The sequence below is a fragment of the Parasutterella secunda genome (assembly GCF_024733725.1).
Classification (GTDB): domain Bacteria; phylum Pseudomonadota; class Gammaproteobacteria; order Burkholderiales; family Burkholderiaceae_F; genus Aphodousia; species Aphodousia faecalis.
On sequence record NZ_JANRHP010000008.1, the window covers coordinates 42,371 to 67,027 of the forward strand.

A 24,657-nucleotide genomic window follows, 5' to 3' on the forward strand; every position below is an offset into this window, starting at 1 on the left:
TTGTCATTGGTTAAAAATTAGCCGGTGGCACAGCTATTAGCGAGTGTGTGTTTTTGCTTTTGTGTCTTTGAGGATCTTGTCCAACCCAAAGTCATTGACGAGCAAGTCAAGAGTTTGATTGCTCATTAAGTTGAAAACCTCAGGACGTTTCTGAGCCAAGTCCGTCAAACAATTTTCAGCGGAATCGCTGTAATGGAACCAAAACTCGTGCTTGTCGTTTCCGGACAATTCAAAAAAGTCTTCAATCCCCGACGCTTTCCCGAAATCTTCGTTGAGCTTTGTGACAACAAAATCACCGATGACTTTGATAATTTGCTCTGATTGATGTTCTAATGGCGTATCAGCGTAGAAAGTGTTGTAATGGTCAAACACTTCGTCAAGACTAATCCCCCATTGATCGCAATAATCGACAGCATTAGAAATGGTTTCCCGGTCAATCCCGGTAAGGTCTGCATAAAGCCCCAACATGGAAAGAAGGCGGTCAATTTTTTGGTGCAGACTTTCGATGTACTCGTCTGTTTGGTCATCACGGAAATAATCTCCCGAATGCCCTGTTTTTTCTGGCATTTCAATCCCCTTGCGCATTGAAAAATTGAGAACCGGTGGTACGGTTCAATAAATAACTTAGCAGATTAGGAAAAAGTTTGAGGCATCAATTTTTAAAACACTTTCTGAATACTTTTAAAAAGCCGTTTATCTTTTTCCTTCTAATCTTTTAACGAGATTTTGATTTGCTTTTTTGATTTTGGATATAAATATTTTTAACGCTCTTTTCAAAGAAGGCCATCATGTCATTGGCGTTACCGGTTTCGTAGAATTGGCCTAATTTTTGATGAAATTCGACACTTTCCTGATTCAATACTGTAATTGGCCAATAGCCGTTTAACATTAGACAGCCATTCATCATCAAAGAAGCGGTTCGCTTATTTGCATCAAAGAAAAATTGAGTTCTAGCCATAAATAAGAAGACTGCGATGGCTTGTTCCTTTGGATCCCTAACCTCAGAGGTTAAAAAATCAAAGCCATCCTTTGCAAGCATAGGTAACTTTTCAAAGGAAGGTGGGACATATTCAACATCATGTATCCCAGTATTTAGATTACGAAGAGTGCCCCACTCAAGCGCATCCTTATAACCGACATAGCGGTGCAACGCACTAGCGGACTCAATATCTACTCTGAATTCCCCTTCTCTTAACAAACGGACAAGTTCCTGAGCGCCGATTGCATAATTTTTAACCTGAAGAAAATCAATAACATCAAGACCATCAATGGATTGACCGTTCAAAATTGTTTTGGTTTGAGACAAAGTACACGGATTTTGCTCCAGAATTTTCAGCCAATTCCAAGTGATGACCGGTAAATTTTGATTGAAAAAGAATATTGAGTTTCCAAATTTACCCAAGAATGGAATATCAAAATCAAACGCACCGATTGTCCAGTGCATTCCGTTTAAAATTCCAGAATCATTTTTGAACATCGAGTGAACTACGTTAAAAACTATCTAACTCTAACTTTTGAAGATCCACTTTCTGAGCAACGAAGAAACTCCGGTTTTTCTTCACCAATAGGCGTCCGTTGTGAGATAAACGCAGCCGTCGCCGAGACTTCTTCCAACAAAACGTCTTTTTCCATTAACGAGCACATGGCTCTCCTTTTGCAGTAAAAAAATAAGGGATGTCCACAGTCATTAGACCGCGAGGCATCCCCGTCATGGCTATGAATTACTTCTTCGGTGTTTGTTTTTGAGCCGGCGCTGCGGGAGGCGCCTTGACATCAAATGTGACGTTCACGGGCTTGGCCGGTTTCATAGCCTTGGCCGTTTTGCGCGGATCAAAATCCGGGCCTTCGTCTTTGCATCCGGTCAAAGAGACTGTCGCTACACAAAGTGCTAAAAGCGGAATTAAAGCTTTTTTCAACATACCGTTCTCCGAGAAAATAACTTGATAGCTCTTATTCTATCGAAAGTTTTTTCTGCGCATCGGCTCAATTTTTATTAGCCAAAACCGGTGAAATTACGAACGCTTAACGCATTACCGGCAATGGCACCCAAACCATAAGCAACACCCTTCCAAGAGCGGTGTTGAGACATATACTCACCGGCTTTGTACAACCCTTTCCCGGTCGCATGAACGGCCTTTGCTGCCATGGATTGAGGCGTTGACGTGACCGTTTGAGGTGTGGCGCCGGTAGTCGTCTGAGCACCGACATTCCCAACTCCGTTCGATGAAAAACCGACATTGGTCGTTTCAGAACTTGATCCCTCGGGAACAGTCGCCTGAGTATTGGGATTAGGCACCCCATCGATTCCAACCGCGGCGGCCGTCCCAGCCACCACATTCTGCGCGCCTTGGAGCGCTGCTTGAGCGTCAGAGATCGGTTGAGAGCCCGATTCACCAACCTGAGCGGTTCGTGTCGATGGAGCTTGCGTAGCCGATCCCCCAGCTTGAGGATGAGCACCCGAAGCAGGATAAGCTCCTTGTGCGCCATTGGCGCTCGTAGCCCTGCTAGCCGGCGAAGCACCCACCCCCCCGGATCGGGGCTCACCGGCAGCAGAAGCATCTTTCGACTGACCAGCAGCCTTTGAGAATTCAGAGAATCCGGACGAAAAACCGGAACGCCCAGCGCTAAGAATGCTCGATAAGCTACCGCCAGACTGCAACGTCGAATTCATGGCAGAGCCACTTTGTGCAAGGCCGTTAAGCGTGGATCCCAGACCTTTAACGGCGGCGCCGGTAAAGCGATTCGCAATACCGGAAGCACCCAAAGTCGCAATACCACCAGCTAACGCACCCGCACCGGCGGCCATTGTCACGGCGCTACCCAAAGCATTGCCAGAACTGTATGCAAAGTTACCCGAGAGGATCCCCGCGAGCATGGTAGGCACACGGTTACTCAGTAACTTCATGGCCAGTCCGATAATGAACGCTTGAAGACAGGCGTCCCACATCATGCCGGGACTAGGCTCAACATCATCCGGGTAAATCAGGTTTGCACTGATGTCAACAAACATGGATTGAGCAATTCTCACAACAACCACAAGGCCTAAAATTTGAAGCGCAGCAATGAAAATACCCTTGAAGTAACCAAAGGCAAAGTCTTTCGTCCAATTGCTACCGGCAAAGCCTAAAGTGACCACACCCACATTGATGTACACGTTGGCGGCGATCATCATCACCAGGAATTCCAACGCCACGGAGAGCATCATCATAAAGACGGCAAACGCCACGCCGAAATTAGCCCAGGTTGTCGGTGAATTCCATTTCACCGCACTGTAAGCTGTACTAAGGATGTTGATGCCAATATCGACAATCCCAGAAGGAGTCACCTCCCCCATCGATTGAGATACGTCACCAAACAGTGTCACCGACATCATTTGGAAGACGTAGCCACCCGGCGCGACAAACATCCAAGCGATACCGGTGAAAAGCATCCAGCGCACCAATCCGGCAATCAAATCCCCGATTTCACCGCGACTGAGCATGAGCTGAATGAGTTGCCACACTAAGGCAATCCCGGCTAATGCCCAAAATAGTCCCGTAATGTAACCGGAGAGGTTAATGCCTCCAATCGCATTGATAAATGAGTTGTAAACCGAGTCCAGGGTTCCCGCGCCATAGTTGGGCAACGTCACCGTCAGCCCCATGGCGTTTTGAACTTGCGTCGGGGGTGTGTTGGTCATATCCGTCGTGGTTTGCGCCACGGCGGTGAGAGTCACAAGCCACCCCAGACCGGTCAGTAGTAATCGACGCATACTTATCTGCCTAAATTCACATACACCTGACGAGCCGGACTCATGTCATAAGGATTCGAGCGCACTCGTAACGCATTGCCAATTGCTTGATGTTGCGCTTCGGCAGCCAACTCTTTGGCTTTTTCGTTGCGGATCATTTCCAGGAGCAAATCGCGCGTTTGCATATTGATGTCGGCTAACTGCGCCAAAAGCATATTCGTGTAGCCAATGGCTTGAAGTTGCCCCTGAGCCGTTTGGGCTTGCGCTTTAATCCGGTCAAATTGCTCGTCCGACTCTTTGAGTTTGGAATCAAGCGAGCTTTGTTGATCGAACCAAGTGTTCAATCGGTCGATACGATCTTGAGTCAATTGCTGATTGGAGTTAATCAATTGAGTCCAGGCTTGTGGTGTGCAGGTACCACCCGTTAAACACGGATTGGTTTGATAGAACTGCGGAGCCACATAGTTTTTGAGGTATTGACCAATATTGCCCATGGAGACATTGGCAAAAAGGTTTCTCGTGTTATTGAGCACCCGTACCGTATCCTGCAAAATCCACAAATTAGGCACCTGCGTGTTTTGCAGCATATTCTGATATTGCTGCAATTGAGTCTGGTACTGGTTAATTTGTGTGGCGTATTGCTCGACTTGCTGAACTTCCTGAGTCAAAGTCGAGATTGTGTTCATGGTTTGCTGCGAAAGATTGGAGGCGTCAATAACCGGGATCCCGGCAGCGAACGCCCCCGAAGATCCCAATGCGATTGCCGAACAGATCCACGCAGCCAAACGAGTGTGAAAGCGTAATTTCATACTCCCCTCCCCTTACCGATAGTCAAAGCTTTGATAAGGTTTCTTAAACACCATGTCCTTGGTGACCACCACGTTGAAGCGGAAACCCGGACGAATTTCAATCGTCGGCGCAATTGTGAGGTTTCGTTGAATCAACTGCGCAGCCGTTTGGCCCATTTGGTTAGCCAATTGCTCGGACATCGCGTCGCTTGCCGAATACTCGTCGTCATTGTTGCGGTCGTTGTGATCTTGGCTATACACGACACCCGCGGTAATCATGGACATCAAGAAAGCCGAGCCAAAGACGCGGAAATAGTGGTGATTGACTTTATCTTCAAAACCCGAATAGCCGGCGCCTGTCGCCCCCGGCATGGATCCGATGTCAAGCGACTTGCCGTCCGGGAAAATCAACCGGTTCCAAGCAACCAACACACGTTCCTGACCATAGGCCACGGAACTTGAGTATTGACCGATTAAGCGCGTACCTTGAGGAATAATCAAATGATTGCCTTTAGCGGTGTCATAGACGTTCTGAGACACTTGAGCGACCATTTGGCCGGGAAGATCAGAGTTAATCCCGGTAATCAGCACAGCCGGAATCACCGTTCCGGTTAAAACCTCATAAGGCGTCTGAGGAACATGGACGTTGGAGTCCAGCGTCCACTTCGCCTCGTCGGGTTGTTCCTTGAGCAAGTGCTCGCCACCCGGACGGCTCATGGAATCATCCCCATAGCCCACGGCGCTCATGCCACCCATACCGGCACCACCGCCTCCGGGCATTTGAGCCATGCGTTGACGGTAAAGATCGGTCACATCGGTACTGCCCGGACGGGCGTTATTGAGCTCGTTAATCTGGCGTTGCACCCGACTCATTTCCGATTGATACTCGTCATAGGTTTGGGGACGACGTGCGGACGTACCGTTCATGTTGTCCATGGCGCCATTTGAAAACGAGGGCACCGACGAACGAGAAGTCACCGCCGCCGTAAATGCGGCAAGCTTCATTTGGCGGAAACGTTCTTCCAACTCAGCCTGGGGATCAGGCCCCGAAGCCATCATCGGTTGTTGTTGCGGAGCAACCGGCATAGGTTCGGGCTCAGGAGGCGGAGGCGGTTCGTCCGACTTCGCTTGTTCAATCACCCCCATGCGATCACCGGCGAGGCTATCCACCGTGTCGGTTGTCGCGTGCGAGGGTTTGTTCGCTTGCGTGTTGACGTCCGTTTGTTTATCTTCAGGGATTTGAGGCTTATCGGAGCCGAATAATCCCAAGCCCATGAACCCCAAGACAATCGCTAAAAAGCCAAAGAGCAACATTTGCGGCAAACGGTTAGCCGTGCGCACACCGGAGCCGGGCGACGTCGGCGTGTTATTAACGTCCAAAGCCGGATCGGGATCTTCAGCATCGCCAGCCTGAGCGTCCATGATGGGCTCATTTTTATCGTCCATCGTGGGCTCAATGCGTTCATTTTGTCCTTGAGGACGGTCATTGGTTGTCATTGCCACCTCCCAGCGACCAAGCTCCGACCGGCATCAATTGATCGGCGGACAATTGATAGGCGCGCGACAGTTGCGTGTCGTTTACATAAACCGTGAGACGGTAAAAGCACGCTTCACCCTGAGTGCAGGGGCCCAATGCGGAGAAGTCCCACGTTAATTTGCTCGCACCTTTGGCCAAGGTTTCGGCCATGGAAATCACCTCAATGCCTTTGGCTTTGCCCGAGCGGTTTTCAAGCGTGTTGGGCGCTTGATACGAATAGCATTCAACGAGCGCATAGCCCTTTTGGCGCAGTTCGTTTAAAAGCGCGGTGCTAAAGCCGTCATTGGGATCGGCAGCCATGCCAACGGCGAATGTCGTTTTAGCCGGCAACCAGAGTTTTGCCATTTGATCGGCCGTCTTTTGCGCAGCGACCGTTTGAGAATCCATGGCGACCGCGACTTGAGCTGAGGTCACGGGGCCTTGTTTAACTGTCGCCACGCAAGAGCAAAGCAGTGCGCAAGCCGACAAAGCCGAAAGAACGAGTTTTGTGTGTTTCAGCATGATTACTCTCCCCGCGTGATCGTGACGCGATCTTGGTTACTGCCCACACCGGCGATCAACACCGCGTGCTCAAAGAGTTGATCGACAATCATGCGATTGCCGTTGACGCGATAGTTGACGATTTCCAAGTCGTCTTCGTCATAACGACCGTTGTCGTTTCTAAGCACCAAAAGGGTCGGCATTTCATTGGCCTTCGTCTTTTCAGGCAATTGAATGATCGTTTGACGATCCGTGGAATAGACGCGAACCGGCTTCCAAGGCGCCGAACCGTCGATTTCAAAATTGAAGAACAAGTTGTCTAAGTTTTCTCCGGTTTCCGGAATCGTCTTTTCTTCTTTTTCCACGGCTTGAGCTTGAGAAACAGCCTTAAATCGCGCGGCAAGTTCTTCCGGATAGGAAAAGGTCACCAAGGGCATATAAGCGGTCTTATGGCTCTTTAATTTGATGTGGTAGGCACGTTTATCCGTGGCCACCACCATCATCGTGTTCAAACCCACGTCCAGGGGCTTGATTATGACGTGTTGTTGCTGATAGGAGCCATTGCCCGTCACCGCCGGCTCAATATGCCAACGGGCCGGGTCGCCCACGTTAATCGAATTGATGCGTTCCCCGCTTTGCAGCGTCACGTCGCAAATCTGGAGCGGTGCGCAAACAATTGAAGGCGTTCCGGATCCAAACGAGAACATGATGGAGCCATTGGGGCCCGGCACCGGGTTTAAAACCCCTTTGTTGTACTGACGGGCAATATTGAGGCCAGCGACTTCGGCACGGGTTAAAACCGGGTTTTGCGCCGCGTCAAAATAGGTATTGTAGGTTTCGTCGTCAACCGCCAAGGCACCCGTGGCGCTTAAAATCAAAGCGGTCAGAACAGTGAGTTTCAATGTTTTCATGTGTAATCTCCGGTATTAAAGCTGACGCGGCGACCAGGAGACGTCCGTGACAAACAAGGCCAGGGGGTTCCTTCGCATTTCAGCGTTGTTGGTAATTCGAGAGGGATCGGTGGCTACCGTCACCAAAGCGCGCATTTGCTGACGCTGTAAAACAGCGCCGTCACGGCCCCGGGAGGTTTCGATCCATTCCACTTCCCAGGTCGATTCGCTCGCGGCAATCACCGACGTGATTTGCACGTCCACCATTTCCTTTTCCGCGCGGGCAAAAGGATTCGACTGAGGCGTGGCGTTGTAGTATTCAGTGAGCTTGACGCCGGCGGGATCGGTCGGGCGCATCACTGCAAAGACAAAATCAAGCGCTTTGCGCTGCAAAGAGGAATCGGGCGTCACCATGCGGGCTTGCGTGATGAAACTTGCAACAAAAGCTTGCTTCACACGATCACTGGCTTTGGGGTTCATATCCACCGTTCCCCCGCCAATCACCGTTCCGGCTTTATCAACTTCGACCACGAAAGGCATGATTTTCGACTGACTGCCGACGTATATCATTCCGGCCACCGACGCGAGCGTGACAAGCAAAGCCAAAATCGCCGTCACCATCCAAGCCTGACGGCTTGCGAGCACGGAGCCGTTCACGTTATTCCATTCGCTGCGGGCATCCAAAAACGGATTTCTCGGGGCGTTTTTCAAACGCTTTTCCCGTTCCTTCTCGGCTTTCTCAACGGTTTGCTGAGAAGCAACGGCCGATTTTTTCACGTCCTTCTTTTTCCGCAGCTTCGAGAGAATGTCATTAATGTTGAAGGGCATCTTCGTAATCCTTTAGATTTAGATTCTTTTCACTGAGGTAAAAGTCCACCCAGGCGGGCCCGTGAATGTTTTTGAGCATTTGAATATGCTCAAGCGTTTCACGTTCGCTTGCACCGATAATGGCGAGCGCCAAGGGCCCCAAGGCAAGATTGAAGAGTCGATGACCGATGGGACTGGCGACGTAATACTCACGTTTGGGACGCGCTTGCCGAATGATGTCGATTTGGCACGCGTTCAAACCCATGGCTTTGTAAAGCTCAACGCTGCCCTCTTGATTGGCACGCGGATTGGGCAAAAAGATCTTTGTCGGACACGACTCGGTAATGACGTCGGCGATCCCGGACTTAATCAAGTCGCTGATGGACTGCGTGGCCATCACCACCGAGCAATTAGCACGGCGCAAAGTCTTCAACCACTCACGGATCTTCTCCCGGAAGATCTTGTGGCCGAGCATCGTCCAAGCTTCGTCAAGGATGATTAGCGCGGGCTGACCGTGTAAAGACCGCTCAATGCGGTGGAACAAGTACAACAGAACGGGAAGCACGGTTTTTTCACCGTGACTCATTAACTCGTCTAATTCAAAGCAACTGAAATTGCATTCACTGATACCGTCTTCGTCAGCATCAAGAAGTCCCTGGCGATTGTCGTCAGAGACGTATTGATCCAACACTTCCTTGATCTCCGAGTCTTGGATCGCGGTTCTGAAAAACGACAATGTTTGGCGATTAGACTTGGCCGTGGCCATCAAGGCGTCCGAAATCTTGTTGCGTCGAGCCGGTGTTAAATCAATGCCGTTTAACGTCAACAGATCTTCAATCCAAGACTGCGCCCAAGCTCTTTCCGTTTCGAGCTTGATGTCGTGCAGAGGAGCGAAATTAAGCGACTTTTGCTCATGCAGTGCTTCGACTTCGTTGCGGTTAGAGCCCGTATCTTTACCCTGACTGCCAATCGTCACCTGTCCGCCGATCTCATAGTGCTGACCGCCCACGGCTTCGCAAAGGCACTTCATGGAACGACCTTTATCGAACGAAAAGATCGTCATGTCTTGGTAGCGAAGCGCTTGAACCGCAATGGTGCCCAATAGGGTGGACTTACCCGAACCGGTCGGGCCCAAAATCACCGTGTGGCCCACGTCACCCACGTGAAGATTCAACCGGAAGGGCGTGGCGCCAGTCGTCACGCATTGCATCAGGGCGGGACTGTCCGGCGGATAGAAAGGACACGGCGCCGATTCTTCACCCGTCCAAATGCCGGAGGTCGGCAGAAGATCACCCAAGTTTTGCGTCGTAATCAACGGCCGGCGCACGTTGGCAATGCCATTACCCGGCAAGGAGCCAAGCCACGCTTCCACGCAATTGAGTTCTTCAATGCGACCGGCAAAGCCCAGTTTCTGAATGAGCTTTAACGCCGTTCGAGAAGCGGTATCGAGCTTATCTCGGCTTTCGTCCATCAAAACAATGACCGAGGTGTAATAGCCCGCCGAGAAGTAACCCCCGGTCACCCCGCTTTTCATGTGATCGCAATCTTCGACCATGGCGGCAGCATCCACATTGATGCGTCCGGTGCTGCGATTAAAGATTTGATCGAAAAAACCTCGAACTTTTTGCGCCCAGTGACGGCGGTACTTATCGATGTGGTTTTCGGCGGTCATTGTGTCCATGCAAATAAAGCGCGTTGACCAACGATATTCCACACCAAGGGTGGACAATTGATTGAGAATCCCAGGGATGGAAGCCGACGGGAAACCTTCAATCGATACCGTGGAAATAAACTTTTTACCGATTTTGGGCGTGGTACCTGCCCAGAAATCTTGCCCCCCAATGACACGATCCAAATACATCGCCACGGGAGGCAATTGGATTTTTTGATTTAGGCCCGTCACACAGAAGTGAAGCCACGAGAGAAAATCGTCGTAGCAAATGTCTTTGCCATCCTCGCTGACGGCGTGACGCGTTTTTAGTTGCGCCATGTGAGGGAAAGCTAAGGTGAGACGATCTTGAATGCCTCTGAGGCCCTTTTTGTACGTCTCAATGAGTTCTTCGGTGCGCTTTGTCCGATTGGGCTTTGCCCGGTCGTCGTCGAACATATATTCAACGAGCCTTTGGGCCACCAACATCGGAGGCTTCCACGTGATCGTGATGATGAAGTAACTTTCATACATCAGGTCTTTGGAGGCAAAAAAACGCCGGCGTTCTTCGTCAATGGCACGGCTTACCCGATCCGGGAAAAAGCTTCGATTAGGTTCCGGATAGCCTGGCGACTGGCGTCGCACGGCATCAACGTGCACCATCCATCCGTTGCCCAAACTCTTAAACGCTTCGTTCAGGTAAAAAGAGCGCAATTCTTTTTCGTCCGGCGTCTCATAGTCTGAGTCTTTCGGAGCGTAGATGAACGCCGAACAGAAGGATCCGTTTTTACAAACAATGATTCCATCATCGACTTCCGCAGCCCATGGCAGAAGATCAGCCACGCCCGGGTTCATTGATTTGTGTTTTCTGTCTTTGAGCGTCGCGTCCAGTTCCGTCGAACGGCGAAAAAGTATCGCCACCAACAAAATGCCTAAGATCGCGATCACTAGGGTTAATGTCACCAACATAGCGAGTTTGTTTCTTTAAACATTGTCCTTGATCGAATCGCTCATGGAGCCGTTCCAACGCACCTTGTCGCCGGGCGTGTTTTCACGCCAGGGCGTTGCTTGCGGAGCGTAAACCCGCTTGTAGGTAATATGTCGTTGGTAAACAGGCACGAGCAATGGATCGTTTTTGGCCAGTTTTCGAAGCACCGAATAAGCGATCACGAATAAGATCACGCCGGCAATGGCGGTGATCATCTTTGGGGTCATAAAAAACATACAACCTACGAGCGTGACCAAAAGGACAAAAAGCTTGCGGTCGCATCCGGCCATCAAGTCCGGGCGATTACAAGCGGAATAAAATCGTGCGGTTCTCAGTTCCATACCGCCTCCGTCAGTCTCTTTGCGGTTGTCAGGAGGGGCCCAACAGGGCCCCCGGGATCAAGTGATCCCCTCCCGTCTCACTAAAGGACTTGAGCACCGGAAGAGTAGGAACCGCCGGCTGTCGCGACGGTATCAACGAAACTATTGGCAGTGAGCAACACACCGGCCACCAAGACAACGTACACAATCGTCTTCGTGAAGGTGTTCAGTTCACCGCCAAACATCAGAGCACCGACACTGCCGACGATGCCCAAAACGCCAATGCCACGGGCAACCGGGCCGGACAAAACAGCACGGAAATCGTCTAAAACGGTGACAAAACCCCAGGAACCGGAGGTCGAAGCCATAGCCATATCGGCCATCAGAAACAAAGTCGCAAGTGCGACAAAATGGGATGCTTTCAATTGCATACTTTCCCCTTGTAAAAGTAAGTTGTTGAGCGTTGGTGGTACAACGCGAGAAAAATAAAACTAAAGACTCTTAAAGTCGTATTTTTTGGTGACGGCATCGTAGCCATCGACCCGAATGATTTCTTGTAGCTTCCTCCCTTTCTGTAAATCACGGGCGATAAAGACCACGTAGTCAATCGCCTCACCAATCAAAATTTCACTGTCTTTCGGAGCGTTCGCATTCATTGAAATCAACAAACGCAAGCGATCCAAACCGGCCGAAGCCGAATTAGCGTGAACAGTGGCAAGTCCCCCGGGGTGTCCGGTGTTCCAAGCCATCAATAAGTCCAGCGCTTCCGGCCCGCGCACTTCGCCGACCAAAATCCGATCCGGCCTCAAGCGCAGCGTCGCCTTCAATAAGTCCGTCATAGATGTCGTGACGGTGGAGTGCAGTTGCACCGCATTTTTCGCAGCGCATTGGATCTCACCGGTGTCTTCGATAATCACCATGCGCTCGTTGGGAAAACTTTTCACCACTTCGTCAATCAAACCGTTGACAAGCGTCGTCTTCCCGGAGCCCGTTCCGCCCACAATCAACACATTGGCGTGCTCACGAATCGCATCCGCAAGCACCCGGCGTTGCTCCGGGGTCATGGTTTCCTGCTCGACGTACTGATCGAGCGTGAAAACCATTGAGGCCTTCTTTCTCAACGTAAACGAAGGACTTGCCACAATCGGCGGCACCAAGCCTTCAAAACGGCTTCCGTCAATCGGCCACTCCCCTTCGATAATCGGTTGATCTTTCGAAAAGGTCTTGCCGAGCGAGTCGGCGACAATACGGCAAATATTGTCCGCGTTGTACGCTTCCATCTGTCCGATTAACTTTGGGCTACTGCCCGCTTTTTCAATCCAAACAGAGCCGTCGGGGTTGCACATCAGCTCAAGCGTCAATGGATCGTTCCACTCCCTAATCACATCGTCACCGAGAGCAAATTCCAACGCATCCAGATCTTTTTTGTTGGCCAATGCACACTCCTAGCAAATTTCCTTACCCATTCTAACCGAAGTTATTTTTCCGCAATGGATGGATTTTTAGCCTTCTCTTCTTTAGCCTTTTTCGCTTTTTCCGTTTTTGTCTTGACAGGCTTGGGCGCAGGGCCGGCCGACAGAGCCGGCGCGACTGAAGGCCTCGGCACCGAGGGAGCAGAACCGGGCTTGATAATCAAACCGCCCTTGTCGTCCAATTCCATCTTTAACTTCGGATACACCATCGCCACATCCTTGAGCGCATCCGTGAAGTCCGCCTTAAAGCGAGCCATACGGGCAATGCCGGGGCGGAATTGATCGCGCAACACCTCCCACGGCAATTCAAAAGGCTTTTTCACGTAGCTTGAAAGGTACGACAGGTACACATAGACGTCCATCGCCATCGGGCTTGATAGAAGCTCACGATAGGCTCGCATATCAATCGGAATCGGACGGTTACAGATCTCATTGAAGAAGTCTTCACTGATTTCCAGGAAAAACTTCGTTTCGTCTTCCAAACCTAAAATGTCCGAAGTGTTTCCTTTTCGCCACAACGAAGCGTCAGAAATAATCGGGAAAATGGTGTCGCGCTCGGAATACATATCCGGCGGAGCAATCGTTCCATCCGGGAAAGCACCCCCCGCTTCCGCCCAACGCACTAAGAACGTTGAATAACGCAAGCGGATTAATTGGTTGCGAAGAGTAGTAATCGTGCCACGGGATCCGCCCGTGACTTTATCGATGCCAAACTGGCGAAGCATATCGCCGATGTTGTCCGCTAAACAAATGGTGCGAACACCCCGACGAACGGCGGCTTGCGTGATGTAGCTCAGAATCAATCGGGCCATACCGCCGTAGGGCAAACCGACTTCGGGCGCGAGCGTGCCGATACGCATATAAACACGGGAGAACTTGCGCTCGTAGAGCATGGCCGGCGTTTTGGTGCCGTCGGCTTGCTGAACCATGGGCTTTTTGTAGGGAAGGCCACAATAGACCATCGCACGGGGAGAAAATGATACGGCATCGTCTTCAAGCGCCGTTTTCTCCATGATCTCACGACGCACTTGGGCGAGTCGATCAAACTTCGACAACGTGTAATCGGAGGGCGTCAGTATCAATTCCGATGATTCAGAGTTCATGGAATTATGTACTTTAGTGTTCGTTCGTTTAGAATGTGCGTCAGGCATCGCGGTCTAACCCTTGTTAATGGCTGCTTTGCTTAGGCGTCAGTGCGGTGGTGGTACACCCTCTGGCGCCGATTCATTTCTACAACAAGCTAAAAGTGACCTTGCTCACTTCGCTTGGTTTAAAATCTCTTTGATTGTTTTTCCAAACGGTGTCTGAATCAACTCCGATAAGAACAACAGCCGGATCAAACGGGCTGAAGACACACCGAGTTCCTTGGAAACTTGAACAATCAATTGACGGTACTCGTCGGAAAATAAAGCGATCACCGAAGTCTCATTGGAGAGCGCCTTCAGATCAAACGATTGAAGCTGACGCTGATCCTTGGGCAACGACAGGAAATCAACCGCCAGTTTGCGGACGTGTTGACTAACAGTCGTTCCGAGACTTTCACACAGAGCTTGCAGCGCCTCCTTTTCCATGAGGCTTATTGCCACTCTGACTTGTTTGGTTTGAACTTTATTTTTTACCGACATAAACACCTCGCTCGGCGACATTATAAAACAAAAATGTATATCGGATAGATAAAAAGAGAAAAAGCCGAGTTATCCACAAAAAATTGGTGGATAAGTGGAGTTATCCACGCAGAGTAAGGTACCGAAAACAGGCTTTTCCACGCAGAGCTGGGTACGTTTTTACGCAGAGTTAGGTACGCTCCTATATATATAGATAAATATGTAATATGTATTTAATTAATTATGTAGGGCGGGCTACGATTGTTGATAACTCAAAATTCAAACACCGCCGGATCATTTTTAACCTCAAAGAAAAAAGTTTTTGTTTATTTCAAAGAAAAAACCACAATAGATAGAAAATTCAACGGTTGAAACTTCTTAAAAAGCTCAAAAAAGTAATCTTTTGTTTTATAAGAAAATTAAGAAACTCAATTAAGTATTCCATAGGAATGATTTTCTCGAACACCTCCCGATTCAAAATACAAAAAAATCAGACTCTTTCATACGCTGACTTGGGTACAGAGAAAAGAAAAAGTTACGCAGAGTTAGGTACAGAAATAAGAAGTTTATTAAGAAATAAACATTAAAAATCAATGAATTAACTTTTGAAATAACCAAACGCCTCCGCGGTGTCTTCAAATAAATCAAAGAAAATCAGCCAAAAAAGTGCGTCCTGAATATAACAAAATCATTACGCAGAGCTAGGTACACAAAAGAGATATTCCATTTTGATAAGCATCAAAAAACAACCGGACATTGCCTACACAACATCTTGGGGAAAACTCACTTCAAACTCACCAAAAGGAATAAAAACACAATATCTTGTAAGTCAAGAAAATAATTTGGAATTTCCAATAATTTCTTATAGATCATTGATTTATAAAGGAATATGAAAATTAACAAAAAAACAGGTTACCCTGGGTATTTAGACAAAAAATTACAATTTGTTACGCAGACTTAGGTACAGACATGAATCGTAAAAATGAACGGTTTAATGGAAATTCTACGCAGAGCTAGGTACATTTTTAACCAAAATAGCGATTTTAAAATAATTAAATATTCTTACAAATCAAATAATTACTAAATTAATTCTATAAGCGACACCTAAAAAAGTTAGCTACGCTGAGTAAGGTACATTGGGACGTTCTTTTGCCGACAGGCTCAAAGAGAAATAAAAGCCAAATTGATCGATTTTTTACGCAGAGTTGGGTACGTTCATCCGTCGTCGAATTTGACTGCGCTTCTTGCGATTAAACCACAATATCTAGTTTAAGAAGAGTTTAAAAATGAAGCCCGACAGAAAATTTAGAGAATTTTCTCAAAAACACCACAAGATGTAGAAAAAATGACAGTTTTAACCGGATTATGGATTTATTTTTCATAATTTAATTTAAGTGATTGTATTTAAAGGAATCTTTTAATGTTTTGATCCAAAAGCCCAAGTATTGTGTTTTCTAAAAATTGCCGAACGGTACCGGGCGAAGAAGCTCATTTCATTAACATTTCGTTACGCAGAGGAAGGTACAGATTTGAATCAGAAAAATAAGACCTTTAAAGAAAAATCTACGCAGAGTTGGGTACATTTTAGCCATCTATTGATGATGAAAATATAAATAATTACTAATAAAATCAATTAGATAATAAACTTAATACAGCCGGGTGGTTTCATACGCAGACTTAGGAACATTTTTGTGTCTTTTCTCCGGTCACCTCCGCTCAAATTTTCATGAAAAACATTCAAAAACTTACGCAGAGTTAGGTACGCATTGTCCAAACCTCTTTTTGATACTGATCAATTTCAAAATGGACATTACCAAAATGCATATAGTGGTTTTTTCTTGCGGCAAATCAAAAATTCTTCGACTATTTTTTAAATTTTGTATATCGGATAGACAAAAATCCTTTAGATGGTGTAATATTTCAACCGTTGAAACTTTTATTGAAAAATATTTCAACCGTTGAAATTTTTAGGAGGCGTTATGAAACGCTTAACACTCGCAGTGATTAAAGGTGGACAAGGTAAAACAACGATCGCCTGTCACCTTGCTGCCTATGCGGCCCAAAGTGGCTTGAGAACTTTGCTCATTGATTTAGACGATCAAACGAACGCCTCGCTTGCGCTTGAGCCGTGGACAAATGTCAATGGCATTACCGCCAACCAAATTTTTGAAGACGGTTTTGATCCGGCCACCCTCTCACCTACATCGTTACTCACGGTAGTTCCGGCTGTGCAAGGTGAAATGGATCTCTCAACCGTTGAGGATGCCGTTGAACGACTCTCGTCGGCATTGGCCGCATGGGACGACAAATTTGACTTGTGCATCATGGATACGCCTCCATCCATTACGGCTAACATGGGCGCGGCAGCGCTTAATTCACATTTTGTGTTAAGCCCGATGGAGCCGGAAGTGTTCGCCTTGGACGGCGTGGGTCAAATGATGGAACTGATCGATCAATTCAAACAAGCCAATCCTGAGTTGCAATTCCTGGGCATCATTCCCAATCGAATCCGCAACAATATTCAGCGTCATCAAAGAAACATCAAGGCGCTTCGTCAAGCCTACGGCAACTTGGTGCTCCCGGGAGGACTCTCCAATCGCGACTCTTTTGCCGAAGCGATGGAGGCTCAAATTCCTTGCTGGGAATTAAAGAAATCGGCAGCGAGAGCCGCCCGTGATGAATTTTTTGCTTTCGGGAAATTGATTCTCCGGAAAATGGGATTGCGGGCGCCGAATAAACTTTTGCCCTTACCCGAAGGCAATCAGCAGGATGAATAATTGAGGATACGATAATGGCCAAAAATGCTTTTTTAACTCGTTTAGCCAAACGCGCCGATCAACGCCAGACGGTCAAAACAGAAACCGGCAACGTGGAAATTCTGACCGGCAAAGCCGTTTTGGAAATTCCGCTTGAGAAAATTTCAGAAGATCCGACACAACCTCGCACGGAAGATAATGCCGGATTCTCAGAAGAAGCCATCGGCGGGTTGGCTGATTCAATCACGGCCAACGGACTTTTGCAGCCGATTTCCGTTCATACGGATCCAGATAAGCCCGGTCATTACATTATTAATCACGGCGCCCGTCGTTACCGCGCCATGTTGAAGACCGGCAAGAAAACCATTTCCGCGATTGTTGATGATGATTATTCACAACAAAAGCAATTGATTGAAAACTTGCAGCGTGAAAATCTTTCGATGCCGGAAATCGTCGAAAGCCTTGCGAAGATCCGTCCCCTTTTCGCTTCACAACGCGAATTGGCGAAAGCGGTTGGGAAGTCCGACGCGTGGATCGCGCAGATGTTGGTGTTGACGAAATTGAATCCGGAAATTAATGAATTGATGACATCCGGCAAATGCCAAGACACCTTGGTGTTAAATCAACTTCAAAAGTTATCCAAAGATAATCCGGACGCGGCGCATGAGTTTATCGAACAAGGCAATTACTCTCGCGGAGCACTGGAGACTTTTAAGAAGTCTTTGATCGAAGAGGAAGAAGAAACTTCAACCGTTGAAACAACCGAGACAACGGTGGCGGATGATCCGGAGGAAAAGCGAGTCAGTATTGAACCAGATGTTGTTTCAACCGTTGAAACAAAAAAAGAAGAGACAGAAGAAGTGATCGAACCGGAAGAAAAAGAAACGCCGGTGCGTCCGGTACACTATGAACTGTCTTCTTTTGAATTTGAGTTTGATGGTCGAAAGGCTCGTTTGGTGTTAAATCGCCCGGTGCTCATTCAATTTGACGACGGCACGGTTAAGGCCGTGCAATTGACCGGCGAAGACATCTAATGGCAATGAATCCTCTCCCCGAGTTTGACTCGGGGAAAGGATGAAATTTGAACAACAAAGGATAAAAAGGATGGAGTTTGAGTCGTAATAAACGAAAATCGAATTTTCAACAGTTGAAATTGGGGTAAATAGAAACAGAAGAATTTGGTACATTAAAAAAAAAGACAGGTGAAGTTATGACATACGAACAAAATTCAGCCATCAAGATCGATCACGACCGCATGGTCAAACACATCAGAAAGATTCAACGCCAAAAGAAAATCGACGAGTGGTTTAAGCGTCGCCATGAACGAAAACTGGAAAGTGACCGTCGATACGCCAGTATGACACAGGAAGATTTAGAAAGAGAACATCCTATTTTTTCGGCCTTTTTAAATCTGATTTGCTGGATCCTTTTAACGTTCTGGAAGTTGATCCTTTACGTCTTTTATGTCAATCCCATTGGCCGTTGGGGGTGGAGATTGTATTTTTCTTTTAAGTGTTTTGAGTCTTTGCTTATCGGACAATGGGTGATGTTTTTTGTTTATGCGGCGGTGTCAATCTTTTGGTTGGTACTCGTTGATCTAATTGCCTACTACACAAAAGATTAAAAATATTTCAACGGTTGTAAGAAAATCCGCAGCACTTTTTAGGGTACTGCGGATTTTTATACAGCGACACCTAACTAGGATCTGAGTAGGTGGTACTACCTCCATGGGACGGACAAAGAGACCCTAATTAAGCGTGTTAGCAGAAGCAATCTATAAATCAAAGTCCTTGTCCTTGATCCAGTTTGCCCTGCCCTGCTTAAAACGCCATCCACCTAAAAGTGATATTTCGAGTTGATAACCTTTAAGCCGGAGCCATGCCCTAGTATTTGGCTCGTTGGGTATTCTAACCTGAAGATTTTAAGTTTGAGGGCTCAATTTTTTACTGAATTTCAACCGTTGAAAACGGTTGAAAGTTATGGATGACAACAAAAAGAAAGGACGTGTTAGTGGGAAGACCGGGCTACAAGGCAATACCGGTGACTGTCGAGCAGTCTCACTAACACGCCTGATTTAACTATGCCAAACTTTTAATTAATTTGCGGCGTCAAAAATTACTCAAGTTTCAACGGTTGAAATTAATCGTTGTCTTGTTCCAAAAATTCAATTTGCTCGCACTTCTGTTTGATTCTTTCCAAGATGCTTGAAACTTGTTCCGCGTACATTCTGGCCTTAGCCGAACTGTCGAGTCGTTTTTCACTTAATTCACGAATCATCTTGGCATCGTTATTCATGGTGCGATAGAGTTTTTCTAATTCAGACAAATTTAAAGCCATGAGTGAATCCTTTTAAAGTCGAATCCAAAAAATTAAAACAACAAAACTAATGCCGATTAGCGAAGCTAAAAGAGCAATGCAAATCCAAAGCAACGAGATGATTTTATCCATCTTGGCGCCCAGGGATCGTTGAACTTTTAACACACCGGATACCTCGTCTCGGAAATCTTTTGAGACGGATTTGAGACTTTCCCGATAGGCCGGCAGCGAAGCAGAAACTGACTTTTCAATTTGAGCGTCGAGTTTTTTAAAAACTTCGTTTGCAGCCTCAACCGTATGCGTGTCAATCAAAGACAATTGCTGCGTAAGCGCTTGCAATTGCTTGGTTTTAAATTCGTCAAGCATTCGACGCTGGCGCAATTCCACTCTTTCCTGCAAAACAATCGAATTATTTAAGAGTTTCAAAATCGGATCATCTTTGGAAAGAATGATGTCCAGCTTTTCCAAAACCGTTTTGCGGGCAATATCTAACTCATTGTCTTCATTTTGTTGCGGATGACGAAAATTGAGTCCGGGTGGCATGATGAACCCTTTTAAATTTCACGCATCGCGTCTAATTCGCCATAGTATTGATCGCGAATGTCCACGATCCGAGAAACAGACATGGTGCTCACTTGCTGATTCCCCTTTTCGTCCGGAGAGCCCGCACGGACAAATTCACGGAAAGTCCAACGCTTTTCCAAACACGTGCTCATAGCGAGATTGAAAAGTTCGCTGCGACGAGTATTGGGCATACGAATCAGTCCCACAATCCGTTCTTTGAACTCGTCATACGCATCAGTGTCTTCAAACGTATTTCCATTTAACTCGACTTGACCATAGTACGGGTTGAGCCAGACAATGAATTTAATCTTCGCGGACTTCGGATCAGCCGGGTTTTGTGTTTCTGGAATTTGACGCGCCAAGTCAGAGAAACCATCCACGGTGGTAAAGAAATTATCGCCGCCGGCGATCACGGTATGGATGAACACCTTGTGTTTGTTTTTGCGGACTTTATCCGTCAGATGTTTGAAGATGTTGCTCTCAATCAGGTAATGACAGAAAGGCGCGAAGCCGGCACTGCCCACGTCAATGATGATGTCAGAACTCGTGTTGAAAATCAGATCCATCATCTCGTCGAAAATTTCCTGACGAAGATGGTAACGATCATACGGATCCCCTGTTTTTTCAAACAGATTAAAACGCTTAACCGGGAGAGACTTGAATTCACTCAATGTTGCGTTAAGGGGATCGATGTCAATTAATACCGGATTGCCTTCGTAGCTCTCCGGGGCAAGCGGAGTTTCCCAATAGCTTAAATCCGCCATGGAGTCTTCCGGTTGTTGAGTCTTCTTTTGAGAATTCCAATATTTAATCGCAGCGCGATCCATTAAGTATTGAGCTAAAGCCCAAGCGCTGACCGATTTACCCACGCCACCTTTGGCTTGGAGAATTAAATGAATGTTCGCCATGAATGAAGCTCCTTGTTTACTTCATAGTGTTTCAATGCCGGTGGTACGACATTAATTCAGTTTAAAGGTGTTTAAAAAAATAAGTCTTTTTAATTTACGTTTGATTTTCTAGTTCACGTTTACGCTTACGAGAAAAATATTCTTCAGGTGACTTTCTTTGAGTCGTCACGGTAAAGGGTTGCGGTTCTTTGTAAGAACTTTTTCGAGGCTCGTAACCCGACTCCCCTTTTCTATTTTCAGTTTTAGAAGTTTCAACGGTTGAAACTTCGGTAATGTGTTTCGTTGTTGTTGAGTCTGAATTCGGTTTCAGACGTTCGTGACTGGCAACAAAAATAGAGAACCAGGAATAACAAATGTCTGGAATTTTTCCTTCGGATTTCAGGTATTCCCAGATGATCTTTTTGGTGAATCCCTGGGCACGGTACTTTTGAATTTCCGGCAATAAAGAAAGCAACAACAGTGAAAAATGTCTGGTTTTCTTCTTCACTTTTTCCTTGCTTTTGGATTGGACGAATTCTTCGATTGTCTGGCTCATACTAAATTCTTTTCAGTAAATTTCACTAAATTTTAATAAATTTATCCTAAATTCCAATAAATTCTTATAAATCAAAGAACATTGGAAAATCACTAATTTTAAGTATAGTCAGTGATGGAAAATTTAACAAATTCAATAGCGTAGCGCGGAAGACTTTCCTGATGTTAAAACGAATGAGCGTTAGCTCATTTCTCCCTACTATTCAATTTAGTCAGATAATTTAGAAAAGTTTATGATAAATTTATGGGTAATTTATTTAAATAGTGGAAAATAGTAGGGCAAGATAGGTCGCGTACAGGTACAAATGTACCTGACTTGACAGGTTTATTCGCACTGGGGTGCTCAACACGAAGGTCGCCTTTGGCGATGGGACATCATCAATGAGTAGTGAAGAAAAGAAGAAGATAAAAAGGCGAGACTTCACGCCGATTTGTGTGTATTGCACACCGGAAGAGAAAGAGTCCATAAAGGAAATGGCGTCTCAAGCCGGACTCCCCGTCTCCGAATACTTGAGACGGTTGGGATTGCTGTACCGCCCGACTTCCGTCATGGACTATCAAAAAGTCGATGACTTATTGAAGGTCGCAGCGGACATGGGACGTTTGGGAGGTTTACTGAAATGGTGGTTGTCCGGGGAAGCACCGGTTTTACAAACTCGGGAGGGAAGACAAATCCGAATGAACGAGTCAACCATGCGAACCTTACTAGCTCGCGTTGATACAACCAATCGTATGCTTCAGCAATTAAGTCGTCAGATCCTTGATTTGAAAAAGAACGAAAAAATAACCGGGGCTCAAGAATGATTATTCGTGTATCGAACATGAGGGCCGTTTCTAAAAGCTCAATTGGACGGGCGGTTAAATATTTAACGGATAATCAAGGCAAGGCGCAGCGTGTCGGTCACACGTTGACTTTGAATTGTCGAACGCAAGATCTCAATCAATCGCTTTTGGAAATAGAGTCGCTTCAAACCCGCAAGCAAAATGTTCGCGGCGATAAGACTCTACATTTAATTGTTTCATTTACTCAAAACGATCAACTCACTCAAAAAAATATCAGTGAAATAAGCCAAAAGATTGTTCAATCCTTGGGTTATGAGAATCATCAGTGCATCGTGGTGGAGCATCGCGATACGGATCATCCTCACTTTCACATCTTAGTCAATAAGATCTCTCCCACTAATTTGAAGATGGTTGAGCATTTCCGCGCTTATAAAAAACTTGCGGAAGTGGCCATGCAAATTGAAAAGGATTACGGCTTCACCATCACGAATCATCAGACGAAGCAAACGGCCGGTGCCTCGAACGCTAAAAACATGGAAGCCCATCAGGGGCAGGAATCCTTTATTGGATTTCTCCGTAATGAATTAAATGACAAGATTTCAACGGTTGAAACTTGGGATCAGTTTCATGCGATGCTCGCAGCGTTGAATGTGTCAATTAAACCAAGAGGCAACGGGTTTGTTTTTGAAAATGCGGATGGACTGCAAGTTAAAGCGTCGAGTGTAAACCGGGTATTTTCAAAAGCGTCACTTGAAAAAATACTGGGTCAGTTTGAAGGTAGTCGATACCAAACAGTCGGACAGTCGATTTATAACGCTAAACCTCTTTATAAGGAAATAAAAGGCAATCTTTACGATCTGTACCTTAGTGAAAAGGTAAATCGAAAATCAACGTTGAATGAAAAATTTCAACGGTTGAAACTTGTTCAGAAGCAAAAATATGAAAACATTCGCAATAACGCGAGAGCCGCAAAAGCATTCAATCGAATTTTGATAAAGGATCGTGAAAATCGAAAAGTTGCGAATGCCGTAATCAATGAAAGCGCCAGACAACAAAGAGAGGCCGTTCGCGAAGAAATAAGTCGCGAGCGGGAAAAATTATTCAAGCAGTACGGCTCCCAGAGTTGGGTGGATTTTTTAAGAGTCAGAGCGAATGCCGGTGACTTAAACAGTCTTTTTGTATTAAGACATCGGCCTGGAGGAGATAAGGATGTAGGCGGTAATTCGGTTTCAACGGTTGAAACTTCTCAACAAGTTCATGGATTATTGAATTTGGAATTGCCGAAAGATTCGCTCACTAAGCGGGGAACAGTGATCTATTCCGATGGAATCACAGGGTTAAAAGATAGTGGCTCTGCATTGCAGATTTCCGATCAATTTAACGAAAAGCTTGTAAAAGAAACTTTGATGCTGGCACAAAAGCGATATGGAAACAAAGTTCGCATTACCGGTTCTGAAGATTTCAAAGCATCAGTTTTAATTGTCGCTGTGACAAACAAAATGGATTTGGAATTTTTGGATCCCGAAATGGAACGATGCCGGCAACAATTGAATTTAGAAATCAATGGAGTGATTGATGACCAAAGAACAAGAAATGAACGAAGAAGCATTGGACACAATGATGGAAACATTGGACGAGACGGAGGACAGTTCTTTGGACGAAGAATCCTTTATGCCGGAGCCGAAGGAAGACGAGAAGACAGCTTCGCCCAAAAGATCCGTGAGGCCTTTGTCCGAAACTGGCGGTCTGGGCTTTCAGCAACTACTTTCAACGTTGGAACTCGATCCCGTTCTCAAACAGTTGCCACGCGAAGAGGTGGATTTGATACCGGAAGAGTTGCTTTGTCGAGTCTGTCCTTACGCAACGTGGGTCAAATACAAGAAAGAGGGACAAATGAATCTGGCGTGCATTTGCGCCTCGGGCGGAGGCATGGACAAGCAGATCACATTCGACTTAATGGCGCCGAAAGATTTGGAATTAATGAACGTCGTCGCGTGTGGGGATCTAATCAGGCGTTTGATCGAACGGATGGGCAAATAAGTCAAACATTTAATAATCGTCTATGCAATGCTTACATAAGAGAAAATGGGCACGAAAACCACTATCGATTTAATCCCCAAGGCGTTGATGAAGCAACATACGAGGGATTAACAGAGTTTCAGGGACAGAACATGGTTATGCTAAGAACAGCGCAAAAAGCGGGTATTGGAATCTGTCCATTAGAAGAATTGGGATGGAGCGAAAGCCGTTTGGAAGCCATTGGCAGAGGCAATCGTTTGAACTTAAAACCGCGAACTCAGGAGAAAATACGAAGAAAACGTTAAAATGCAAAGCGAGAAGTTATAAGGCTGCATAACTATCTCCTTTTTTAATGGCTCGTTATCCTCGTCACAGGACTTCGAGCCGTTTTGCATTTTGAAAGCGATCTAAAGCCCTCAATTCCGAAAAACAAATCTTTCAAAATTTTGTTAAATTGGCGCCAATGAGAAAACAAGTACCACCGCGTTTTCTTAAAAAGTTGGTTACAAGGGG

General features: G+C 46.5%; 24 protein-coding genes. 5 read left to right on the forward strand and 19 right to left on the reverse strand.

Going from position 1 to position 24,657, the window contains the following annotated elements; translation table 11 throughout:
• Positions 1-36: 36 nt before the first annotated feature.
• From NW199_RS07805 to NW199_RS07875, 15 genes are all read right to left on the reverse strand, one after another.
• Positions 37-567 carry a hypothetical protein gene (locus NW199_RS07805; RefSeq protein ID WP_258334208.1) on the reverse strand — a complete coding sequence of 177 codons (531 nt, stop codon included), beginning with the start codon at positions 565-567 and terminating at the stop codon, positions 37-39.
• A gap of 148 nt (positions 568-715) precedes the next feature.
• Complete coding sequence (locus NW199_RS07810; protein ID WP_258334209.1) at positions 716-1,477, reverse strand: Fic family protein; 762 nt, start codon at positions 1,475-1,477, stop codon at positions 716-718.
• Positions 1,478-1,721: 244 nt separating this feature from the next.
• On the reverse strand, positions 1,722-1,919 hold the full coding sequence (locus tag NW199_RS07815; protein WP_258334210.1) for a hypothetical protein: 198 nt from the start codon (positions 1,917-1,919) through the stop codon (positions 1,722-1,724).
• A gap of 74 nt (positions 1,920-1,993) precedes the next feature.
• Positions 1,994-3,751 carry a type IV secretion system protein gene (locus NW199_RS07820; RefSeq protein ID WP_258334211.1) on the reverse strand — a complete coding sequence of 586 codons (1,758 nt, stop codon included), beginning with the start codon at positions 3,749-3,751 and terminating at the stop codon, positions 1,994-1,996.
• A 2-nt stretch (positions 3,752-3,753) separates the two neighbouring features.
• On the reverse strand, positions 3,754-4,539 hold the full coding sequence (locus tag NW199_RS07825; protein WP_258334212.1) for a TrbJ/VirB5 family protein: 786 nt from the start codon (positions 4,537-4,539) through the stop codon (positions 3,754-3,756).
• 12 nt (positions 4,540-4,551) lie between these two features.
• The gene (locus NW199_RS07830; RefSeq protein ID WP_258334213.1) at positions 4,552-6,015 is read right to left on the reverse strand and encodes a TrbI/VirB10 family protein; all 1,464 of its coding nucleotides are present in this window, start codon (positions 6,013-6,015) and stop codon (positions 4,552-4,554) included.
• Positions 6,002-6,556, reverse strand: a complete 555-nt coding sequence (locus NW199_RS07835; protein WP_258334214.1) for a conjugal transfer lipoprotein TrbH — start codon at positions 6,554-6,556, stop codon at positions 6,002-6,004. Before NW199_RS07835 ends, NW199_RS07830 begins: the two co-directional genes overlap by 14 nt.
• A gap of 2 nt (positions 6,557-6,558) precedes the next feature.
• Entirely contained in the window at positions 6,559-7,446 is an 888-nt protein-coding gene (gene trbG, locus NW199_RS07840) for a P-type conjugative transfer protein TrbG (RefSeq protein ID WP_258334215.1), read from the reverse strand.
• Between the two features lie 15 nt (positions 7,447-7,461).
• Positions 7,462-8,253, reverse strand: a complete 792-nt coding sequence (locus NW199_RS07845) for a VirB8/TrbF family protein (RefSeq protein ID WP_258334216.1) — start codon at positions 8,251-8,253, stop codon at positions 7,462-7,464.
• Positions 8,237-10,849, reverse strand: a complete 2,613-nt coding sequence (locus NW199_RS07850; protein WP_258334217.1) for a VirB4 family type IV secretion/conjugal transfer ATPase — start codon at positions 10,847-10,849, stop codon at positions 8,237-8,239. The genes NW199_RS07845 and NW199_RS07850 overlap by 17 nt, the downstream gene beginning before the upstream one ends.
• A gap of 15 nt (positions 10,850-10,864) precedes the next feature.
• Positions 10,865-11,209, reverse strand: a complete 345-nt coding sequence (gene trbD / locus NW199_RS07855) for a conjugal transfer protein TrbD (RefSeq protein ID WP_258334218.1) — start codon at positions 11,207-11,209, stop codon at positions 10,865-10,867.
• Between the two features lie 80 nt (positions 11,210-11,289).
• Positions 11,290-11,619 carry a TrbC/VirB2 family protein gene (locus NW199_RS07860; protein ID WP_258334219.1) on the reverse strand — a complete coding sequence of 110 codons (330 nt, stop codon included), beginning with the start codon at positions 11,617-11,619 and terminating at the stop codon, positions 11,290-11,292.
• A gap of 60 nt (positions 11,620-11,679) precedes the next feature.
• The gene (trbB, locus tag NW199_RS07865) at positions 11,680-12,624 is read right to left on the reverse strand and encodes a P-type conjugative transfer ATPase TrbB (protein WP_258334220.1); all 945 of its coding nucleotides are present in this window, start codon (positions 12,622-12,624) and stop codon (positions 11,680-11,682) included.
• A gap of 41 nt (positions 12,625-12,665) precedes the next feature.
• A complete protein-coding gene (locus tag NW199_RS07870) occupies positions 12,666-13,811 on the reverse strand; it encodes a replication protein RepA (RefSeq protein WP_258334221.1) in 1,146 nt (381 codons plus the stop codon).
• Positions 13,812-13,916: 105 nt separating this feature from the next.
• Positions 13,917-14,285 (reverse strand): hypothetical protein, encoded by a 369-nt coding sequence (locus tag NW199_RS07875; protein WP_258334222.1) that lies wholly within the window; start codon positions 14,283-14,285, stop codon positions 13,917-13,919.
• Positions 14,286-16,243: 1,958 nt separating this feature from the next.
• Between NW199_RS07875 and NW199_RS07880 the strand changes: the two genes are divergently transcribed.
• The 3 genes from NW199_RS07880 (at position 16,244) to NW199_RS07890 (ending at position 18,644) form a co-directional block, all read left to right on the forward strand.
• Positions 16,244-17,041, forward strand: coding sequence for a ParA family protein (locus NW199_RS07880; protein WP_258334223.1), 798 nt, complete (start codon positions 16,244-16,246; stop codon positions 17,039-17,041).
• 14 nt (positions 17,042-17,055) lie between these two features.
• Entirely contained in the window at positions 17,056-18,054 is a 999-nt protein-coding gene (locus tag NW199_RS07885; RefSeq protein ID WP_258334224.1) for a ParB/RepB/Spo0J family partition protein, read from the forward strand.
• A gap of 176 nt (positions 18,055-18,230) precedes the next feature.
• Complete coding sequence (locus NW199_RS07890; protein ID WP_258334225.1) at positions 18,231-18,644, forward strand: hypothetical protein; 414 nt, start codon at positions 18,231-18,233, stop codon at positions 18,642-18,644.
• Between the two features lie 515 nt (positions 18,645-19,159).
• On the opposite strand, the gene NW199_RS07895 is transcribed toward NW199_RS07890, so the two are convergent.
• From NW199_RS07895 to NW199_RS07910, 4 genes are all read right to left on the reverse strand, one after another.
• Positions 19,160-19,357 carry a hypothetical protein gene (locus tag NW199_RS07895; RefSeq protein WP_258334226.1) on the reverse strand — a complete coding sequence of 66 codons (198 nt, stop codon included), beginning with the start codon at positions 19,355-19,357 and terminating at the stop codon, positions 19,160-19,162.
• A 12-nt stretch (positions 19,358-19,369) separates the two neighbouring features.
• Positions 19,370-19,879, reverse strand: coding sequence for a conjugal transfer transcriptional regulator TraM (gene traM, locus NW199_RS07900; protein ID WP_258334227.1), 510 nt, complete (start codon positions 19,877-19,879; stop codon positions 19,370-19,372).
• A gap of 11 nt (positions 19,880-19,890) precedes the next feature.
• The gene (locus NW199_RS07905; RefSeq protein WP_258334228.1) at positions 19,891-20,808 is read right to left on the reverse strand and encodes a P-loop NTPase family protein; all 918 of its coding nucleotides are present in this window, start codon (positions 20,806-20,808) and stop codon (positions 19,891-19,893) included.
• Between the two features lie 94 nt (positions 20,809-20,902).
• Positions 20,903-21,343, reverse strand: a complete 441-nt coding sequence (locus tag NW199_RS07910) for a hypothetical protein (protein WP_258334229.1) — start codon at positions 21,341-21,343, stop codon at positions 20,903-20,905.
• Positions 21,344-21,723: 380 nt separating this feature from the next.
• Between NW199_RS07910 and NW199_RS07915 the strand changes: the two genes are divergently transcribed.
• Both NW199_RS07915 and traI read left to right on the forward strand, forming a co-directional pair.
• Positions 21,724-22,146: a plasmid mobilization protein gene (locus tag NW199_RS07915; protein WP_258334230.1), complete on the forward strand. Its 423-nt coding sequence runs from the start codon at positions 21,724-21,726 to the stop codon at positions 22,144-22,146.
• Positions 22,143-24,449 (forward strand): TraI/MobA(P) family conjugative relaxase, encoded by a 2,307-nt coding sequence (traI, locus tag NW199_RS07920; RefSeq protein WP_258334231.1) that lies wholly within the window; start codon positions 22,143-22,145, stop codon positions 24,447-24,449. The genes NW199_RS07915 and traI overlap by 4 nt, the downstream gene beginning before the upstream one ends.
• Positions 24,450-24,657 lie beyond the last annotated feature (208 nt).

Bases quoted from the DNA above. Each gene is read 5' to 3' on its own strand.
- NW199_RS07835 (WP_258334214.1), bottom strand. From the start codon at position 6,556: ATGCTGAAACACACAAAACTCGTTCTTTCGGCTTTGTCGGCTTGCGCA.
- NW199_RS07860 (WP_258334219.1), bottom strand. From the start codon at position 11,619: ATGCAATTGAAAGCATCCCATTTTGTCGCACTTGCGACTTTGTTTCTG.
- trbG (WP_258334215.1), bottom strand. From the start codon at position 7,446: ATGAAAACATTGAAACTCACTGTTCTGACCGCTTTGATTTTAAGCGCC.
- NW199_RS07870 (WP_258334221.1), bottom strand. From the start codon at position 13,811: ATGCCTGACGCACATTCTAAACGAACGAACACTAAAGTACATAATTCC.
- NW199_RS07825 (WP_258334212.1), bottom strand. From the start codon at position 4,539: ATGAAATTACGCTTTCACACTCGTTTGGCTGCGTGGATCTGTTCGGCA.
- NW199_RS07830 (WP_258334213.1), bottom strand. From the start codon at position 6,015: ATGACAACCAATGACCGTCCTCAAGGACAAAATGAACGCATTGAGCCC.
- NW199_RS07890 (WP_258334225.1), top strand. From the start codon at position 18,231: ATGACATACGAACAAAATTCAGCCATCAAGATCGATCACGACCGCATG.
- NW199_RS07885 (WP_258334224.1), top strand. From the start codon at position 17,056: ATGGCCAAAAATGCTTTTTTAACTCGTTTAGCCAAACGCGCCGATCAA.
- NW199_RS07915 (WP_258334230.1), top strand. From the start codon at position 21,724: ATGAGTAGTGAAGAAAAGAAGAAGATAAAAAGGCGAGACTTCACGCCG.
- NW199_RS07880 (WP_258334223.1), top strand. From the start codon at position 16,244: ATGAAACGCTTAACACTCGCAGTGATTAAAGGTGGACAAGGTAAAACA.
- NW199_RS07895 (WP_258334226.1), bottom strand. From the start codon at position 19,357: ATGGCTTTAAATTTGTCTGAATTAGAAAAACTCTATCGCACCATGAAT.
- trbD (WP_258334218.1), bottom strand. From the start codon at position 11,209: ATGGAACTGAGAACCGCACGATTTTATTCCGCTTGTAATCGCCCGGAC.
- NW199_RS07845 (WP_258334216.1), bottom strand. From the start codon at position 8,253: ATGCCCTTCAACATTAATGACATTCTCTCGAAGCTGCGGAAAAAGAAG.
- traM (WP_258334227.1), bottom strand. From the start codon at position 19,879: ATGCCACCCGGACTCAATTTTCGTCATCCGCAACAAAATGAAGACAAT.
- NW199_RS07905 (WP_258334228.1), bottom strand. From the start codon at position 20,808: ATGGCGAACATTCATTTAATTCTCCAAGCCAAAGGTGGCGTGGGTAAA.
- NW199_RS07820 (WP_258334211.1), bottom strand. From the start codon at position 3,751: ATGCGTCGATTACTACTGACCGGTCTGGGGTGGCTTGTGACTCTCACC.
- NW199_RS07910 (WP_258334229.1), bottom strand. From the start codon at position 21,343: ATGAGCCAGACAATCGAAGAATTCGTCCAATCCAAAAGCAAGGAAAAA.
- NW199_RS07805 (WP_258334208.1), bottom strand. From the start codon at position 567: ATGCCAGAAAAAACAGGGCATTCGGGAGATTATTTCCGTGATGACCAA.
- NW199_RS07850 (WP_258334217.1), bottom strand. From the start codon at position 10,849: ATGTTGGTGACATTAACCCTAGTGATCGCGATCTTAGGCATTTTGTTG.
- NW199_RS07815 (WP_258334210.1), bottom strand. From the start codon at position 1,919: ATGTTGAAAAAAGCTTTAATTCCGCTTTTAGCACTTTGTGTAGCGACA.
- NW199_RS07875 (WP_258334222.1), bottom strand. From the start codon at position 14,285: ATGTCGGTAAAAAATAAAGTTCAAACCAAACAAGTCAGAGTGGCAATA.
- NW199_RS07810 (WP_258334209.1), bottom strand. From the start codon at position 1,477: ATGTTCAAAAATGATTCTGGAATTTTAAACGGAATGCACTGGACAATC.
- traI (WP_258334231.1), top strand. From the start codon at position 22,143: ATGATTATTCGTGTATCGAACATGAGGGCCGTTTCTAAAAGCTCAATT.